This is a genomic window from Pseudomonas sp. D3-27 (genome assembly GCF_051132165.1).
Taxonomy (GTDB): Bacteria; Pseudomonadota; Gammaproteobacteria; order Pseudomonadales; family Pseudomonadaceae; genus Aquipseudomonas.
On record NZ_CP071667.1, the window covers coordinates 4,449,150 to 4,465,596 of the forward strand.

General features: G+C 60.6%; 14 protein-coding genes. 6 read left to right on the forward strand and 8 right to left on the reverse strand.

Annotated features, from left to right (window positions below; genetic code table 11):
* Positions 1-4 precede the first annotated feature (4 nt).
* The 7 genes from recO to lptF form a co-directional block, all read right to left on the reverse strand.
* Complete coding sequence (gene recO / locus J3P92_RS20135; protein WP_434648822.1) at positions 5-694, reverse strand: DNA repair protein RecO; 690 nt, start codon at positions 692-694, stop codon at positions 5-7.
* 165 nt (positions 695-859) lie between these two features.
* Complete coding sequence (gene era / locus J3P92_RS20140) at positions 860-1,762, reverse strand: GTPase Era (protein WP_039591481.1); 903 nt, start codon at positions 1,760-1,762, stop codon at positions 860-862.
* Positions 1,755-2,444, reverse strand: a complete 690-nt coding sequence (rnc, locus tag J3P92_RS20145; protein WP_245142433.1) for a ribonuclease III — start codon at positions 2,442-2,444, stop codon at positions 1,755-1,757. Before rnc ends, era begins: the two co-directional genes overlap by 8 nt.
* A 184-nt stretch (positions 2,445-2,628) precedes the next feature.
* Positions 2,629-3,483 carry a signal peptidase I gene (gene lepB / locus J3P92_RS20150; protein WP_420765361.1) on the reverse strand — a complete coding sequence of 285 codons (855 nt, stop codon included), beginning with the start codon at positions 3,481-3,483 and terminating at the stop codon, positions 2,629-2,631.
* A gap of 5 nt (positions 3,484-3,488) precedes the next feature.
* On the reverse strand, positions 3,489-5,288 hold the full coding sequence (lepA, locus tag J3P92_RS20155) for a translation elongation factor 4 (protein ID WP_245142437.1): 1,800 nt from the start codon (positions 5,286-5,288) through the stop codon (positions 3,489-3,491).
* Between the two features lie 141 nt (positions 5,289-5,429).
* Complete coding sequence (gene lptG / locus J3P92_RS20160; protein WP_434648824.1) at positions 5,430-6,491, reverse strand: LPS export ABC transporter permease LptG; 1,062 nt, start codon at positions 6,489-6,491, stop codon at positions 5,430-5,432.
* Positions 6,484-7,605, reverse strand: a complete 1,122-nt coding sequence (gene lptF / locus J3P92_RS20165) for an LPS export ABC transporter permease LptF (RefSeq protein ID WP_434560445.1) — start codon at positions 7,603-7,605, stop codon at positions 6,484-6,486. The genes lptG and lptF overlap by 8 nt, the downstream gene beginning before the upstream one ends.
* Before the next feature lie 360 nt (positions 7,606-7,965).
* Between lptF and J3P92_RS20170 the strand changes: the two genes are divergently transcribed.
* The 5 genes from J3P92_RS20170 to rlmF all read left to right on the forward strand — a co-directional run bounded on the left by J3P92_RS20170 (position 7,966) and on the right by rlmF (position 14,594).
* Positions 7,966-9,456, forward strand: a complete 1,491-nt coding sequence (locus J3P92_RS20170; protein WP_420765364.1) for a leucyl aminopeptidase — start codon at positions 7,966-7,968, stop codon at positions 9,454-9,456.
* A gap of 58 nt (positions 9,457-9,514) precedes the next feature.
* The gene (locus J3P92_RS20175; protein WP_420765365.1) at positions 9,515-9,943 is read left to right on the forward strand and encodes a DNA polymerase III subunit chi; all 429 of its coding nucleotides are present in this window, start codon (positions 9,515-9,517) and stop codon (positions 9,941-9,943) included.
* A gap of 7 nt (positions 9,944-9,950) precedes the next feature.
* Positions 9,951-10,316 carry a DNA polymerase III subunit chi gene (locus tag J3P92_RS20180; protein WP_434648826.1) on the forward strand — a complete coding sequence of 122 codons (366 nt, stop codon included), beginning with the start codon at positions 9,951-9,953 and terminating at the stop codon, positions 10,314-10,316.
* A 221-nt stretch (positions 10,317-10,537) separates the two neighbouring features.
* Positions 10,538-13,384 carry a valine--tRNA ligase gene (locus tag J3P92_RS20185; protein WP_434648828.1) on the forward strand — a complete coding sequence of 949 codons (2,847 nt, stop codon included), beginning with the start codon at positions 10,538-10,540 and terminating at the stop codon, positions 13,382-13,384.
* A 190-nt stretch (positions 13,385-13,574) separates the two neighbouring features.
* The gene (rlmF, locus tag J3P92_RS20190; RefSeq protein ID WP_434648830.1) at positions 13,575-14,594 is read left to right on the forward strand and encodes a 23S rRNA (adenine(1618)-N(6))-methyltransferase RlmF; all 1,020 of its coding nucleotides are present in this window, start codon (positions 13,575-13,577) and stop codon (positions 14,592-14,594) included.
* A 171-nt stretch (positions 14,595-14,765) separates the two neighbouring features.
* Here rlmF and J3P92_RS20195 read toward each other — a convergent pair whose 3' ends face one another.
* On the reverse strand, positions 14,766-15,047 hold the full coding sequence (locus J3P92_RS20195) for an HU family DNA-binding protein (protein WP_030139622.1): 282 nt from the start codon (positions 15,045-15,047) through the stop codon (positions 14,766-14,768).
* 395 nt (positions 15,048-15,442) lie between these two features.
* On the opposite strand from J3P92_RS20195, the gene yejK reads away from it, so the two are divergent.
* Positions 15,443-16,447, forward strand: a complete 1,005-nt coding sequence (gene yejK, locus J3P92_RS20200) for a nucleoid-associated protein YejK (protein WP_014340016.1) — start codon at positions 15,443-15,445, stop codon at positions 16,445-16,447.

Here is a 16,447-nt window from a genome sequence, read left to right on the forward strand (position 1 = left end):
TAGATCAGGGCTTGCGAAACAGCTCGCGACTGACCAGCGGCCGGCCGCCCAAATGAACCGCCAGGGCTTGGCGCATCAAACGCTTGGCCGCCGCCAATGCACCGGGCGCGGTCCAGTCGGCCTCGGCCATGGCAAGAAGCTCAACGCCATTGAACAACCCGGGTTGCAACTGGTAGACCTGCTCCAGGCCCGCGTCCACCTGTAAGCGGTAGAGGCCGTCCGCCGCGATGGGTTGTCCGTGCAGGTCGGTGTCGAGGGAAAAACCGTAGCCCAGATCGTCCAGCAGGCGCCATTCGAAAGAGCGCAGCAATGGCTCCAGAGGGCGACCTTCGGCCAGGGCCAGCAGCGTGGCGGCATAGTGGTCGAAGACTTCAGGATGAGGATCCTCGGCGGGGAGCAGGCGGATCAGCAGTTCATTGAGGTACAAACCACTGAACAGCGCTTCGCCGTTGAGCCAGGCAGCGACGCCGTTGCTTTCCATGCGCCCGACATTCTTCAATTCGCCCCTGCCGCGAAACTCGACGTCCAATGGGACGAACGGCCGCGCCAGCGTCCCGGCCTTGCCCCGAGCCCCACGCAACACCGCTCTCAGCCGCCCTTGGGGCGTGAGGAAGTCCACCAGGGCGCTGCTTTCGCGGTAGGCGCGGCTGTGGAGGACATAGGCGGGTTGGGCGGTGGGTTGGGTCGCAGACATCTGGGTTCTCAATGAACAAACGCAATTTTACCGGCAACCACAAACAACTGTGGGAGCGAGCCTGCTCGCGATGAGGGACTGATATTCAACAGGGATGTTGACTGACAGACCGCTATCGCGAGCAGGCTCGCTCCCACAGTGGCATTCATGTACTCACATTAACGATTACAGGTCGCCGTAACCCAGCGAACGCAACGCGCGCTCGTCATCGGACCAGCCGCCTTTCACCTTGACCCACAGGTTGAGCATGATCTTGGAGTCGAACAGCAGCTCCATGTCCTTGCGCGCCTCGGTGCCGATGCGCTTGATGCGCTCGCCCTTGTCGCCAATGATGATCTTCTTCTGGCCATCACGTTCGACGAGAATCAAGGCATGGATGTGCAGGGTCTTGCCCTGTTGCTTGAATTCCTCGATCTCCACCGTGATCTGGTACGGCAGCTCGGCGCCCATCTGGCGCATGATTTTCTCGCGCACCAGCTCGGCGGCGAGGAAACGGCTGCTGCGGTCGGTGATCTGGTCTTCGGGAAAGAAATGATCGTTTTCCGGCAGGTGCTCGGCGATCACCCGCTCCAGCGCGTCGAGGTTGTGACCGTGTTGGGCGGAAATCGGGATGATTTGCGCGTTCGGCAACTGTTCCTGCAACCAGGTCAGGTGCGGCATCAGCTCTGCCTTGTCTTCGATGCGGTCGGTCTTGTTCAGCGCCACGATCAAGGGACCGGTCACGTATTGGACGCGCTCGAGGACCATCTGGTCTTCTTCGGTCCACTTGGTGCGGTCGACCACGAAGATCACCACGTCAACGTCTTTCAACGCTGCCGAGGCAGTCTTGTTCATGTAGCGGTTCAGGGCCTTCTCACCGCCCTTGTGCATTCCCGGAGTATCGACGTAGATCGCCTGCACATCGCCTTCGGTCTTGATGCCCAGCATGTTGTGGCGCGTGGTCTGAGGCTTGCGCGAGGTGATCGCCAGCTTCTGGCCCAGGATGTGGTTCAGCAACGTGGACTTGCCCACGTTCGGCCGACCGACAATGGCGACATAGCCGCATCGGGTGACGGTTGTATCAGTCATTGCCATTCTCCACGCCCAAGGCGATCAGTGCTGCGGCGGCCGCTACCTGTTCGGCGATACGACGGCTCACGCCCTGGCCACGGCTTTTTTCATTCAATAAGACCACTTCGCATTCGACGAAAAAGGTTCGGCAATGCGGTTCCCCCTGGATATCCACCACTTCGTAGCGTGGCAGTTCGCAACTGCGCGATTGCAAAAATTCCTGCAAGCGGGTCTTGGGGTCCTTGTTGGTGTCCACCAGCGTCAGGCTGTCGATCTCGGAAGTCAGCCAGGCCAGCACGCGCTCGCGCGCCATTTCCATGCCCGAGTCCAGGTAGATCGCGCCAATCAATGCCTCCAGGGCGTCGGCGAGGATCGATTCGCGGCGGAAACCACCGCTTTTCAGTTCGCCGGAACCCAGGCGCAGGTACTCGCCCAAGTCGAAACCCCGCGCCAATACGGCCAGGGTCTCACCTTTCACGAGCCTTGCGCGCAAACGCGACAACTGGCCTTCGCGAGCCAGGGGAAAGCGTTCGAACAACGCCTCGCCGGCGACGAAATTGAGGATGGCATCGCCGAGGAATTCCAGGCGCTCGTTGTTGCGCCCGGCAAAACTGCGGTGAGTGAGGGCCAGGAGCATCAGCTCCTGATCCTTGAAGGTGTAGCCGAGCTGACGCTCGAGGCGGCTTAGAGAAACGCTCACGGTTTACCCACGCTGAGTTCGTGGCTGGATTCCACCGCCACGGCGGCAAGGCGCCGTTGGCTTGGGACAATTAACGCTGTGTTCAAAAATGACGTCCTGACTATCGTTGGCTTCATGCCTTCGGGCAGCCTTGTGCAGGCTCCAGAAATGCATTCGGCGCTGTGTTCAACAGCGCCGTGTGTGATTACTTGATCAACCCTACCCGCGAGAAGTTCGGCAGGTGGCTGAGTTTGGGTTCCGGCCAGCTCATCCAGACCGCAAAGGCCTTGCCGACGATATTGCGGTCGGGGACCATGCCCAACATGTCCTTGGGTATGTTCGGATCATCCCAGTAACGGCTGTCGTTGGAGTTGTCGCGGTTGTCGCCCATCATGAAATAGTGCCCGGCCGGCACGGTCCATGAATGGTCCGGCGTGGCGCGGTAGCGGCTCATTTCCTTGCGGATCTGGTGTTCTGCCTCGCCGAGTTTTTCCTTGTAGAGCTCGGCACTGCCCAGCGTGCCCGGTTCGGAACCGATCAACTGCTCGGCAACCAGTTCGCCATTGACGAACAAGCGTTTGTCGGCCGTATAGCGGATCTTGTCGCCCGGCAGGCCCACCACACGCTTGATGTAGTTGACGTTCGGGTCGCTTGGGAAGCGGAACACCATCACGTCGCCGCGTTGCGGGTCGCCGATCTCGATGACCTTCTTGTCGATCACTGGCAGCCGGATCCCATAGGAAAACTTGTTCACCAGGATGAAGTCGCCCACATCCAGGGTGGGCTTCATCGAACCGGACGGAATCTGGAACGGCTCCACCAGGAACGAGCGCAGCACCAGCACGATGAACAGCACCGGGAAGAACGACTTGCCGTACTCGACAAGCAGCGGTTCCTTGTTGAGCTTTTCAATGACCACGCCGTCAGGCTGGCTGACACTGCCCTGATAAGAGGCAATGGCGGCCCGGCGCCGAGGCGCCAGGAACAACAGATCAAGCAACGCCAACAGGCCGCAGACAAACACGGCGATAACCAGCAACAGCGGGAAATTTAGCGACATAGGACCTAACTATCCAACCTGAGCACCGCGAGGAAGGCTTCCTGTGGAATTTCCACGTTGCCGACCTGCTTCATGCGTTTTTTACCGGCCTTCTGCTTTTCCAACAGCTTGCGCTTACGGCTGACATCGCCGCCGTAGCATTTGGCCAATACGTTCTTTCTGAGTGCCTTGACGGTTGTACGCGCCACAATCTGCCCGCCAATGGCGGCCTGGATTGCCACATCGAACATCTGCCGCGGAATCAGCTCCTTCATCTTCTCGGTCAACGCACGACCTTTGTAGTGCGCGTTGTCGCGGTGCACGATCAATGCCAGGGCATCGACTTTTTCGCCGTTGATCAGCACATCCAGTTTCACCAGATTAGCCGATTGGTAACGATCGAAATGATAGTCCAGCGAAGCATAGCCGCGGCTGGTGGATTTCAGGCGATCGAAGAAGTCCAGCACCACTTCGTTCATCGGCAGGTCGTAGGTCACCTGGACCTGCGAGCCGAGGAACAGCATGTCGTGCTGCACGCCGCGCTTCTCGATGCACAGGGTAATGACGTTGCCCAGGTGCTCCTGAGGCACAAGGATGTTGGCCCTCACGATCGGCTCGCGCATGTCTTCGATGGCCGACAGGTCCGGCAGCTTGGACGGGTTGTCGACGTAGATAGTCTCGCCGTTCTTGAGCAGCAGCTCGAAGATTACCGTCGGCGCCGTGGTGATCAGGTCCAGGTCGTACTCGCGCTCCAGGCGCTCCTGGATGATTTCCATGTGCAGCATGCCGAGGAACCCGCAACGGAAGCCGAAGCCCAGGGCGTCGGAACTTTCCGGGGTGTACTGCAGGGACGAGTCGTTCAGGGTCAGCTTTTGCAGGGCTTCGCGGAAGTCTTCGAAGTCGTCGGAACTGACCGGGAACAGGCCGGCGTAGACCTGTGGCTGGATGCGTTTGAAGCCTGGCAGCACATCGACATCCGGGGTGGAACTCAAGGTCAGGGTATCGCCCACCGGCGCCCCATGAATGTCCTTGATACCCGCGATGATGAAGCCCACTTCACCGGCCTTCAGGTCGGTGGTAGCGGTGTGTTTCGGGTTGAAGACACCGACGCTGTCCACCAGGTGGATCTTGCCGGTGGACTTGACCAGGATCTTGTCGCCCTTCTTCACGCGGCCATGGCGCACGCGAACCAGGGAAACCACGCCCAGGTAGTTATCGAACCAGGAGTCGATGATCAACGCTTGCAGCGGATCTTCGATATTGCCGGTCGGCGCGGGAATGGTGGTGACGAGGCGCTCGAGCACTTCATCCACGCCCAGGCCGGTCTTGGCGCTGCACGTGACCGCGTCGGTGGCATCGATGCCGATGATTTTTTCGATTTCTTCTTTCACGCGGTCCGGATCGGCCTGTGGCAGGTCGATCTTGTTCAGCACCGGCATGACTTCCAGGCCCTGCTCGATGGCCGTGTAGCAGTTGGCGACCGACTGGGCCTCGACGCCCTGGCCGGCATCGACCACCAGCAACGCACCTTCACAGGCCGCCAGCGACCGGCTGACTTCATAGGTGAAGTCGACGTGGCCCGGGGTATCGATGAAGTTGAGCTGGTAGGTAATGCCGTCGCGAGCCTTGTAGTAAAGGGTAACGCTGTGGGCCTTGATGGTGATCCCGCGTTCACGCTCGAGGTCCATGGAGTCCAGGACCTGGGCTTCCATTTCACGCTCGGCCAGGCCGCCGCACATCTGGATGAAGCGATCAGCCAGCGTCGACTTGCCATGGTCAATGTGGGCGATGATGGAGAAATTGCGGATATGACTCAAATCACTCACGGATCAACACTCAAAAAGGCTGCAGGCATGGCCCGCCGAAAAATAGCCGGGAATTGTACCCGATACACCGCGCAAGCGTCACGCTCGCCTGTCGATGAGCATGTGTGGCGAGGATGCTTGCTCGCCACATCGAGCGTTGAATCAACCTGCCCGGCGCAACAGCCAGAGCCCGGCCAACGCGCAGACACCGGCCGGCACCAGCACCGCGAACAATGGCGAGAAGCCGAACACCAGGCTCGATGGCCCGAGCAGATCCTGGGCAATGCGGAAAGTAAAGCCCACCAGCACACCGGTGAATACCCGTTGGCCAAGGGTCACGGAGCGCAGCGGACCGAAGATGAAGGAGATGGCCATCAACACCAGCGCAGCGGTCACCAGCGGTTGCAACACCTTGACCCAAAAAGCCAGCCAGTAGCGACCGTTGTTCAGGCCCTGGTCCGCCAGGTAATGGATGTACCCCCACAATCCGGTGATGGACAACGAGTCCGGCGCCATGACCACGGTGCTGAGCAGCTGCGGGCTGAGCGCCACGTCCCAACGTTCCTGCGGTGCGGTGACGACTTCGGTGCGCTTGTCATGGAACAGCGTGGTGGTGACATCGCTCAGTTGCCAGTGATCGTCGGCGAATTGGGCCCGCTTGGCGAAGCTGGAGGACAACATATGCCGCTGATCGTCGAAACGGTAGCGGGTCACGCCATACAAGGTTCCGTTGGGTTGGACCGAGTTGATATGGATGAACTCTTCGCCCTGGCGGTGCCACAGACCGTGCTTGGCGCTTTGCGCGTCACCGCCGCCCTGGGCCAGGGAGCGGTTGGCCTGGGCGGTATTCTCGGTGGCCGGGGCGACGTACTCGCCGATCAGCACACCCACCAGCATCAGCACCAGCATGGGTTTCATCACCGCCCAGACGATCCGACCGATGGACACGCCAGCGGCGCGCATGATGGTCAGTTCGCTGTTGCTCGCCAGGCTGCCCAGGCCGATCAGGCAGCCGATCAATGCGGCCATCGGCAGCATGTCGTACAAGCGGCGCGGCGCGGTCAGCAATACGTAGCTCGCCACGTCCAGCAGCGTATAGGTATCGCTGACATCGCCCATTTCATCAATGAACGCGAACAAGGTCGCCAGGCCAAGAATGATCCCCAATACGGCGAGGATCGCCATGAATACGCTGCTGCCGATGTAGCGATCGAGCTTAACCACGGGCCACCTCCAGCGCGCTGCGACGACTTGCGAGCTTCAGGCGCAGTGGCTCCCAGTAGAGCAGCCCCAGGCCAATGGCCAGGAATATCGAATGCACCCACCACAGGCCCAGCGTCGGCGGGATCTTGCCTTTCTCCAGGGCGCTGCGGGCGGAAATCAGGATGGTCAGGTAAGCCATATACAAAAGAATCGCCGGCAACAACTTGAGGAAACGGCCCTGGCGCGGATTGACCCGCGACAGCGGAACCGCCATGAGCGTCACGATAAATACCAGCAGCGGCAGCGACAGGCGCCATTGCAGCTCGGTGCGGGCGCGGATGTCGTCGTTGCCCAGCAGGCTGGCCGTGGACATGGCATCACGATCGGTGACTTCGTCGCTGGCCTCCGGCTTGGGTAGCAATACGCCGTAGGTGTCGTACTTGATCGCCCGGTAGTTGGCCTGGCCTGGCGTGCCATCGTACCGATAGCCATTTTCAAGGATCAGGTAGCGGTTGCCGTCGGGGTTGATTTCCTGGCGACCCTTTTCAGCCACCAGCACGGAAATGCCCCGATCCTTCTTGGTGTCAGAAGACACATTCTTCTGGGTAATGAAGACGCCGCCCAGGTCGATGCGATCGTCCGAGAGTTGTTCGGTATAAGTGACCCGCGTCCCGTCCCGCAGGGCCTGGAAGCGCCCCGGTACCAAGGTGTCGAATTCGGTCATGGCGTCCTGCTGGTTGATCAACAGCTGGAACTGGTTGGCCCCTTGCGGCGACAGGCTCAGGCTCAGCCACGCGACCACCAGCGCCACGAGCGTTGCCGGGAACAAGGTGATGCGGAACAGCCGTTGCTGGCTCATGCCGGTGGCCGACAGCACGGTCATTTCGCTGTCCAGATACAAGCGCCCATAGGCCAGCAGGATGCCGAGGAACAGCCCCAGCGGCAGAATCAATTGCAGGAAGCCCGGCAGGCGGAACCCCATGATCAGGAACAGGGAGCCCGGGTCCAAGGCACCGGAGGCCGCCTGGGCGAGGTATTTGATGAAGCGCCCGCTCATGATGATGACCAGCAGCACGGCGCTGACGGCGCTCAGGGTCAACAGGACTTCGCGGGATAGGTAACGGAAGACGATCAAACCAGACACTCCAGGATTGTCAGGCTGGGCCTTGTACGAGAAGCGCCTGCGCGACTTTTCATACAAACCCTAAGGCGGCCAAACTAGCAAACGTATCGAGCCGGCCCACAACGCGAGCCGCCGAAAAAAGAGCCGCATTATCCTGTGATTGGAGGCGCCTGTCACTGCGCACGCTTTAAGCAGACGCTTCATGGCCAAAAAGTTAACGATTGCCAGGGTTGTCAGGCTCGGGCGCCGAGGTTCAAACTGCCGCCTTTGTCGCCGGCAAGCCCGGCGCTTCTTTTTATAGAAGACAGCTGTTCAGCGCGCCAATGTCGTCGTGGCGCCTGGCCTCTTGACCATTGACTCAAGGATCCGGACATGGAACTGGTTGTAAAAAGCGTCAGCCCAGAAACGTTGAAGACCGCCACCCTGGTGGTTGCCGTGGGTGAAAACCGCAAGCTCGGCGTCGTTGCCAGCCAGCTCGACGCCCTGAGCGGCGGTGCAATCAGCGCCGTGCTCAAGCGCGGCGACCTGGCCGGCAAGGTCGGCCAGAGCCTGTTGCTGCACAACCTGCCCAACCTCAAGGCCGACCGTGTGCTGCTGGTGGGCGTGGGCAAGGACGCCGAACTGGGCGACCGTCCGTTGCGCAAGATCATCGCCGGCGTGCTGGCCACCCTGAAAAACCTCGGTGGCGGCGACGCTGCACTGGCGCTGGACGAACTGATAGTCAAAGGCCGCGACAGCTACGGCAAGAATCGCCTGCTGGCCGAAACCCTGATTGACGGCGAGTACCAGTTCGACCGCTTCAAGAGCCAGAAAGCCGAACCGCGCGCCCTGAAGAAAATCACCCTGCTGACCATCAAGGCCGCCCAGGCCGAAGTCCAGCGCGCCGTGACCCATGCCACCGCCATTGCCAACGGCATGGCTTTCACCCGTGACCTGGGAAACCTGCCGCCGAACATCTGCCACCCGACTTTCATGGGCGAACAGGCCAAGGCGCTTGGCAAGGAATTCAAGGGTCTCAAGGTCGAGGTCTTCGACGAGAAGAAGATCAAGGACCTGGGCATGGGCTCGTTCTATGCCGTCGGCCAGGGCAGCGCCCAGCCGCCGCGCCTGATCGTCATGCAATACAACGGTGGCAAGAAATCCGAGAAGCCGTACGCGCTGGTCGGCAAGGGCATCACCTTTGACACCGGCGGCATCAGCCTCAAGCCCGGCGCCGGCATGGACGAAATGAAATATGACATGGGCGGCGCCGCCAGCGTGTTCGGCACCCTGCGCGCCGTGCTCGAACTGCAATTGCCGATCAACCTGGTGTGCATCCTCGCCTGCGCCGAGAACATGCCCAGCGGCACGGCGTCGCGCCCTGGCGACATCGTCACCACCATGAGCGGCCAGACTGTCGAAATCCTCAACACCGACGCCGAAGGCCGCTTGGTGCTGTGCGACGCCCTCACCTACTCCGAACGCTTCAAGCCGCAAGCGGTGATCGACATCGCCACTCTGACCGGCGCCTGCGTGGTTGCCTTGGGCGCCCATACCTCGGGCCTGCTGGGCAACAATGACGAGCTGATCGCCCAATTGCTGAGCGCCGGCCAGCAAGCCGACGACCGCGCCTGGCAACTGCCGTTGTTCGACGAGTACCAGGAACAGCTGGACAGCCCATTCGCCGACATTGCCAACATCGGCGGCCCGAAAGCCGGGACCATCACGGCGGCGTGCTTCCTGTCGCGCTTCACCAAGAACTTGAATTGGGCGCACCTGGACATCGCCGGCACGGCCTGGACCAGCGGCGGCAAGGACAAGGGCGCCACCGGCCGTCCGGTCCCCCTGTTGACCCAGTACCTGCTGGACCGCGCCAAAGCCTGACACTGATGATCGCCGGTACGTCGCCTTCGGGCGGCGCATCGGCGATCCAGGAACCGCAATGACCAAAGTCGATTTCTATATCCTGCCCAGCGCCGATCCCTCGGCGCGGCTGGATTTCGCCTGCAAACTCACCGAAAAGGCCTGGCGCATGGGCCATCGCATCTACCTGCATTGCAGCGATGCCGCCCAGCGTGACGACCTCGATGCGCGCTTGTGGGCGTTCAAGGGCGAGAGCTTCGTGCCCCATGGCCCTGCCGAAAACGAACCCGAGGGCTTGATCGTACTCGGGCTTGGGAATGACTGCGGGCAACACCACGACCTGCTAGTCAACCTCGACCTGAAAGTGCCGGCCTTCGCCCAGCGCTTCGCCCGCGTGGCGGAAGTGGTGGTGGAAGACCCGGCCATCCGGCAAGCCGCTCGGGAGAGTTTCCGTTTCTACCGTGAACAGGGCTATCCTCTGCAAGACCACCGTTTACAGCGACTCTGAGCCTACGATGGATACTCCAAAACCTTCGCAAAAACCCGCGCAACTGCTGGATGACCTCGAGTCGATCCGCCAACTGCTCGGCGATGACAACCTGCAACCGCCGCTGCTGACCGATACGGTGGAGCACGAGCCGGTGCATGACGAACAGATCCCGCTGCTGTTCGACCCGATCAACGGCCAGCCTGAACCCCAGCCAGCCATCAAGGCAGAACCGAAAGGCCCCGACGCCCTGCTACACCTGGACCGGGAACTTCGTGCCGCCGCGCAACTGATCATGCAAGACGTCATCGACGACTTCGCACCGCATATCGAGACCGAGATCAAGCGCCGGTTGGATGCGCGGATGGAGCGGTTGTTGAGCCAGTACGAATAGCGTCCTCCGCCTCATTGTGAACATCCTGTGGGAGCGAGCCTGCTCGCGATAGCGGGCTGTCAGTCACCATCGATGTTGAATGTGATGGCCTTATCGCGAGCAAGCTCGCGCCCACAGGGGTCAACTGTCTCCGCATTCATCGCAGCTTGTGGCTTGCACCAGCCCTGCCCGCTATACTTCCCGGCTTTTCCTGAATAAATGCCTATAGGGTCCCGCCGCGCATGGATAAGACCTACCAGCCGCACGCCATTGAAACTTCCTGGTACAACACCTGGGAGTCCGAGAATTATTTCGCTCCGCAAGGCGCGGGCGATTCCTACACCATCATGATCCCGCCGCCGAATGTCACCGGCAGCCTGCACATGGGCCACGGTTTCAACAACGCGATCATGGACGCCCTGATCCGTTTCCGTCGCATGCAAGGTCGTAATACGTTGTGGCAACCGGGCACCGACCACGCCGGTATCGCCACCCAGATGTTGGTGGAGCGCCGCCTCGAAGCCCAGGGCCAGAACCGTCATGACCTGGGTCGCGAAAAATTCCTGGAGAAAGTCTGGGAATGGAAAGAGGAGTCCGGCGGTAACATCACCCGCCAGATCCGCCGCCTCGGTTCGTCCGTGGACTGGAGCCGCGAGCGCTTCACCATGGACGACGGCCTCTCGGAAGCGGTGAAGGAAGCCTTCGTGCGCCTGCATGAAGACGGTCTGATTTACCGCGGCAAGCGCCTGGTCAACTGGGACACCAAGCTGCACACGGCGATTTCCGACCTCGAAGTGGAGAACCACGACGAGAAGGGTTTCCTGTGGAACCTGAAGTACCCGCTGGCCGACGGCGCCAAAACCGCCGAAGGCAAGGATTACCTGATCGTTGCCACTACCCGTCCGGAAACCATGCTCGGCGACGCCGCCGTGGCGGTGAACCCGAACGACGAGCGCTATCAGGCATTGATCGGCAAGTTTGTCGAGCTGCCGTTGGTGGGCCGTCGTATTCCGATCATCGGCGACGATTATTGCGACCCTGAATTCGGCACCGGTTGCGTGAAAATCACCCCGGCCCACGATTTCAACGACTACGAAGTCGGCAAGCGACACAACCTGCCGCTGCTGAACATCTTCGACAAGAACGCCAATGTCTTGCCAGCAGCCCAGGTATTCAACCTCGATGGCACGCTGAACGAGAACGTCGACGGCCAGATTCCGGCCGAATTCGCCGGCCTGGAGCGCTTCGAGGCACGCAAGCAGATCGTCGCGGCCTTCGAAGCCGCCGGCCTGCTGGTGAGCGTCGATGATCACGCCCTGAAAGTCCCGAAAGGCGACCGTTCCGGCACCATCATCGAGCCGTGGCTGACCGATCAATGGTACGTGTCCACCAAGCCATTGGCCGAGCCGGCGATTGCCGCCGTGGAAGACGGCCGCATCCAGTTCGTGCCCAAGCAATACGAAAACATGTACTTCTCGTGGATGCGCGACATCCAGGATTGGTGCATCAGCCGTCAGCTGTGGTGGGGTCATCGCATCCCGGCCTGGTACGACGAGTCGGGCAAGGTCTACGTTGGCCGTGATGAAGCCGAAGTCCGCGCCAAGCACAACCTCGGCCCGGACGTTGCCCTGCAACAGGACAACGACGTGCTCGATACCTGGTTCAGCTCCGGCCTGTGGACCTTCTCCACCCTAGGCTGGCCGCAGCAGACCGAATTCCTGAAGAAATTCCACTCCACCGACGTGCTGGTCACCGGCTTCGACATCATTTTCTTCTGGGTCGCCCGGATGATCATGATGACCATGCACTTGATGAAAAACGAAGACGGTACCCCGCAGGTGCCGTTCAAGACCGTTTACGTCCATGGCCTGGTGCGCGACGGCCAGGGCCAGAAGATGTCCAAGTCCAAGGGCAACGTCCTGGATCCGCTGGACATCATCGACGGCATCGACTTGGAAACCCTGGTGCAGAAACGCACCTCCGGCCTGATGCAGCCAAAACTGGCGAAGAAGATCGAGAAAGCCACCCGCGAAGAATTCGCGGACGGCATCGCCAGCTACGGCACCGATGCCCTGCGTTTCACTTTCTGTTCGCTGGCATCCACCGGTCGCGACATCAAGTTCGACATGGGCCGCGTCGAAGGCTATCGCAACTTCTGCAACAAGATCTGGAACGCCGCGCGTTACGTGTTGGATAAAGGCGAAGATTGCGGCCAGAACGGCGAAGCCTACGAGCTGACCCTGGCGGATCGCTGGATCATTTCCCAGCTGCAACGCACCGAAGCCGAAGTAACCCGCCAACTCGACCAGTTCCGTTTCGACCTGGCGGCGCAAGCGCTGTACGAGTTCATCTGGAACCAGTATTGCGACTGGTACCTGGAACTGTCCAAGCCGGTTTTGTGGGACGAAAACGCTCCGGTCGAGCGCCAGCGCGGCACCCGTCGCACCTTGGTTCGGGTATTGGAAGTGGCCTTGCGCCTGGCGCATCCGTTCATGCCGTTCATCACCGAGGAGATCTGGCAGCGCGTCGCGCCGCTGGCTGGTGCACAGGGCAAGACGATCATGCTGCAACCGTGGCCGGTGGCCAACGAGAGCCGCATCGATCCGGCGGCCGAAGACGACATCGAGTGGCTGAAGACCTTCATGCTCGGCCTGCGCAACATCCGCGCCGAAATGAACATCGGCCCGGGCAAGCCGCTGACCCTGTTCCTCAAAAACGCCAGCGCCGAAGACCTGCGCCGCCTCAATGAGAACGAAGCGCTGCTCAAGAAGCTGGCGAAGCTTGAATCGGTGACCGTGCTGGCTTCCGGCGAAGAGGCGCCGCTGTCGGCCACCGCGTTGGTTGGCGAGATGGAAGTGCTGGTGCCGATGGCCGGGCTGATCGACAAGGCCGCCGAACTGGCGCGCCTGGACAAGGAAATCCTGCGCCTGAAGGGTGAAGTCCAGCGCGTTGGCGGCAAGCTGTCGAACGCCGGCTTTGTCGACAAGGCGCCGGCCGAAGTCATCGAGAAGGAACGGGCCAAGTTGGCCGAGGCTGAGCTGGCCCTGGGCAAGCTGGCCGAGCAACACGCGCGGATTTCCAGTCTGTAACGGTTGTTCGCAATGAAAAGGGAGGTCCGGCTGGACCTCCTTTTTTATGCCTGCCACTTTTCTTTCAGGTATCGCCCCCCTGTGGGAGCGAGCTTGCTCGCTCCCACATTTAACTCGCGCAGTCATCAAGAACGGACCAGATGTGGGACAATGCTCGCCACTTTTTGACCAGCCCCGAATCGACCCGCCCATGACCGCCCCTCGCACACCCAAGCCTGCCCGCCAGAAGCCCAAGCCTGCCACCGAGGCCAAGGCGCCACGGGAGAAAGCCAGCCTGCACCCGCGCAACCGCCACCAGGGCCGTTATGACTTTGCGGCGCTGATCAAGAGCACGCCCGAACTGGCGCGGTTCGTAATCATCAACCCCTACGGCAAGGAAAGCATCGATTTCGCCAGCCCTGAAGCCGTGCGGGTGTTCAACCGGGCGCTGCTCAAATCGTTTTACGGCATCGCGCATTGGGACATTCCCGCTGACTACCTGTGCCCGCCGGTGCCAGGGCGTGCGGACTATGTGCATTTTCTCGCCGATCTGCTCGCCAGCCACAACGAAGGTGAAATCCCCCGCGGGGCTGCGGTAAAGGTGCTGGATATCGGCACCGGCGCCAATTGCGTCTATCCGCTGATCGGCTACAGCGATTACCGCTGGCATTTCCTCGGCTCGGAGATCGATCCGACGGCGATTGCCTCGGCCACGACCATCGTGCAGTCCAACGGGCTGAACAAGGCCATCCAGTTGCGTCAGCAAACCAACCGCAAGCAGATTCTGCTGGGCCTTCTGGAAAGCGCTGAACGCTTCGACCTGACGATGTGCAACCCACCGTTCCACGCCTCCCTGGAAGAAGCGACCAAGGGCAGCCAGCGCAAATGGCGCGCGCTGGGCAAAGCGGATCCAAAGCGCAAGTTACCGGTGCTGAACTTCGGCGGCCAGGCGGCGGAGTTGTGGTGCGAGGGCGGCGAGGCGCGGTTTGTCACGCAACTGATCAGCGAAAGCGCACAGGTGGCGGGCCAAGTGTTGTGGTTCAGCACCCTGGTATCGAAGGCGTCGAACCTGCCGGCCATCGAGACAGCGCTGAAAAAGGCGGGGGCCTTGCATAGTCAGGTGGTGGAAATGTCCCAGGGACAAAAACAGAGCCGCTTCGTGGCCTGGACCTTCCAGACCGAGGCACAGCAACAGGCTTGGCGCCAGTCGCGTTGGGTTCGCAAGGGCTGAGTGAAGCCACCCAATACAAAGTACTCGCAGTTGGGGCTGCTGCGCAGCCCAGCGGGAGCAAGCTCCCTCGCCACGGGTTTACTATGACAGCATTGCCGTCTCACTGGTTTTTCCAAGGCAATAAAAAACCGTGCCCGGATCGCTCCGCGGCACGGCTTTTATCGGGCGGTCTTACTTGTTGACCGCGTCGGTCAGGCCTTTGGCCACAACCAGCTTGATCACTTTCTTGGCCGGGATTTCGATGGCTGCGCCAGTCGAAGGGTTGCGACCGGTACGGGCAGGACGCTCGGTGACTTTCAGCTTGCCAACGCCTGGCAAGGTCAGTTCGCCGCCGTTTTCCAGCTGATCGGCAACGACTTGGCCCAGTTGGTCCAGCAGAGCACGCACGGTAGCTTTAGGTGCGTCTACAGATTCAGCCAAATCAGCGATCAGTTGGTCTTTAGTAAGAGCCATGTAGTGTTCCTTCCCTATCAAATTCATATGGATTGCAGAGTGCAGTGTCAGCCATCGAGCCCGATCTGTCTGATCAGCCGCCCTCGGTCATCACCACGACGGATCGGGGTAATAGATGCCGAAATCCGGGTTTGGTTCGACCTGACAAATGCTGAATGCACGCTTAACGCAGTGACATCGCGTAAGACCGGGCAAAACTAGCACAACGCCTGTGAAATATCCGCCTCTACCTACCCATTTGGTCAGCTTTATTGCGCTAAATCGGTAAAAAAATGCTCGCAGGGTGTCGAAAGGGTCTGAAAGGGCCTTCGACGCGTTGCAAAACCAGTGATTGCGGTACACTGAGCCCTTTTTCGGGGAGCGCGCCCTCCTCTCTTTCACCAGCCGAGAAATCCATGCCGATCCGTCATTGCATCGTCCACCTGATCGACAAAAAACCCGACGGCACGCCTGCTGTGCTTCATGCCCGCGACTCTGAACTCGCCGAATCCACGGCCATCGAGAACATGCTCGCCGATCTCAACGAGAGCTATAACGCCAAGCAAGGCAAGGCCTGGGGATTTTTCCATGCCGAGTCCGGCGCGCATCCGTTCAGCGGCTGGCTGAAGGAGTACCTGGACGGCGGTAAGGACTTCACCGCCTTCAGTCGTGTGGCGGTGGAACACCTGCAAAAACTGATGGAAGAGTCCAACCTGTCGGTAGGCGGCCACGTGCTGTTTGCCCACTACCAACAGGGCATGACCGATTACCTGGCCATCGCCCTGCTGCACCACAGCGAAGGCGTGGCAGTCACCGACGAGCTGGACGTGACCCCGTCCCGCCACCTGGACCTGGGCCAGTTGCACCTGGCGGCGCGGATCAACGTGTCGGAATGGCAGAACAACAAGCAATCCAAACAGTACATCTCGTTCATCAAGGGCAAGAATGGCAAGAAAGTCTCGGAGTACTTCCGCGACTTCATCGGCTGCCAGGAGGGCGTCGACGGCCCTGGCGAGACCCGCACCCTGCTCAAGGCCTTCAGTGATTTCGTCGAAAGCGAAGACCTGCCGGAAGACGATGCCCGGGAAAAAACCAAGACCCTGGTGGACTATGCCAGCAGCCAGGCCAAGCTCGGCGAGCCGATGGGGCTGGAAGAACTCTCCGAACTGATCGACGAAGATCGCCCGAAAGCCTTCTACGACCACATCCGCAACAAAGACTACGGCCTGTCGCCGGAGATCCCGGCGGATAAACGCACCCTCAACCAGTTCCGCCGCTTCACCGGCCGCGCCGAAGGCTTGTCCATCAGCTTCGAAGCGCACTTGCTGGGCTCGAAGATTGAGTATGACGAAGAGGCTGGGACGTTGATCATCAAGGGGTTGCCGACTTCGTTGACTGATCAGCTCAAGCGTCGCAACTGA

Bases quoted from the DNA above. Each gene is read 5' to 3' on its own strand.
- recO (WP_434648822.1), bottom strand. From the start codon at position 694: ATGTCTGCGACCCAACCCACCGCCCAACCCGCCTATGTCCTCCACAGC.
- era (WP_039591481.1), bottom strand. From the start codon at position 1,762: ATGACTGATACAACCGTCACCCGATGCGGCTATGTCGCCATTGTCGGT.
- lepB (WP_420765361.1), bottom strand. From the start codon at position 3,483: ATGTCGCTAAATTTCCCGCTGTTGCTGGTTATCGCCGTGTTTGTCTGC.
- J3P92_RS20170 (WP_420765364.1), top strand. From the start codon at position 7,966: ATGGAACTGGTTGTAAAAAGCGTCAGCCCAGAAACGTTGAAGACCGCC.
- J3P92_RS20175 (WP_420765365.1), top strand. From the start codon at position 9,515: ATGACCAAAGTCGATTTCTATATCCTGCCCAGCGCCGATCCCTCGGCG.
- J3P92_RS20180 (WP_434648826.1), top strand. From the start codon at position 9,951: ATGGATACTCCAAAACCTTCGCAAAAACCCGCGCAACTGCTGGATGAC.
- J3P92_RS20185 (WP_434648828.1), top strand. From the start codon at position 10,538: ATGGATAAGACCTACCAGCCGCACGCCATTGAAACTTCCTGGTACAAC.
- rlmF (WP_434648830.1), top strand. From the start codon at position 13,575: ATGACCGCCCCTCGCACACCCAAGCCTGCCCGCCAGAAGCCCAAGCCT.
- J3P92_RS20195 (WP_030139622.1), bottom strand. From the start codon at position 15,047: ATGGCTCTTACTAAAGACCAACTGATCGCTGATTTGGCTGAATCTGTA.
- yejK (WP_014340016.1), top strand. From the start codon at position 15,443: ATGCCGATCCGTCATTGCATCGTCCACCTGATCGACAAAAAACCCGAC.